At 69.3% G+C, this 876-nt stretch carries 1 protein-coding gene; it reads left to right on the forward strand.

Annotated elements, in window-relative coordinates; translation table 11 throughout:
• The coding region (locus QMK24_RS41345) for a vitamin B12 dependent-methionine synthase activation domain-containing protein (protein WP_283472067.1) at nt 1-876 on the forward strand (876 nt) is incomplete at both ends.

Raw genomic sequence — 876 nt, forward strand, 5'->3', positions numbered from 1 at the left:
TCTACGAGGGCGAAGTGCGCTACGCCCGCGACGCGTTCGAGGGCCTGCGCCTGATGGACGCGCTGATCGCGGTCAAACGCGGCGTCCCGGGCGCGACCCTGCCCGAGCTCAAGCAGCGCCGGGTGCCGGCGAGGCCGGCCGTTGTCATCCAGGAGCCGGATGAGGAACGCGGTTCGGTGCGTTCCCACGTGGTCACCGACAACCTCCTGCCCACCCCGCCGTTTTGGGGCAGCCGCATCATCAAGGGCATTCCGTTCAAGGACTACGCGTCCTGGGTGGATGAGGGTGCGCTGTTCAAGGGCCAGTGGGGTCTGAAGTCGGCGCGGGGGAGCGGGCCTTCGTATGAGGAGCTGGTGGAGAGCGAGGGCCGGCCGCGGCTGCGGATGTGGCTGGACCGGCTGCACACCGAGAACATGCTCGAAGCGGCCGTGGTCTACGGCTACTTCCCGTGCGTGTCCAAGGGCGACGACCTGATCATCCTGGGCGAGGACGGCAGTGAGCGGACCCGCTTCACCTTCCCGCGCCAGCGCCGTGGGCGCCGGCTGTGCCTGGCGGACTTCTTCCGCCCCGAGGACTGCGGCGAGACCGACGTCGTGGGGCTGCAGGTGGTGACGGTCGGCAACCGGGTCTCGCAGGCGGCGAACGAGATCTTCGCCGCGAACGCCTACCGCGACTACATGGAACTGCACGGCCTGTCGGTCCAGTTGACCGAGGCCCTGGCCGAGTACTGGCACGGCCGGGTCCGCACCGAGCTGGGCATCGCGGGCGCCGACCCGGACAACCTGGACGCGATGTTCCGTACCGAGTACCAGGGCTGCCGCTACTCGCTGGGGTATCCGGCCTGCCCGGACCTGGAGGACCGCACCAAGATCATGG

It is taken from the genome of Streptomyces sp. PH10-H1, from assembly GCF_030063355.1.
In the GTDB taxonomy this organism is placed as follows: Bacteria; Actinomycetota; Actinomycetes; order Streptomycetales; family Streptomycetaceae; genus Actinacidiphila.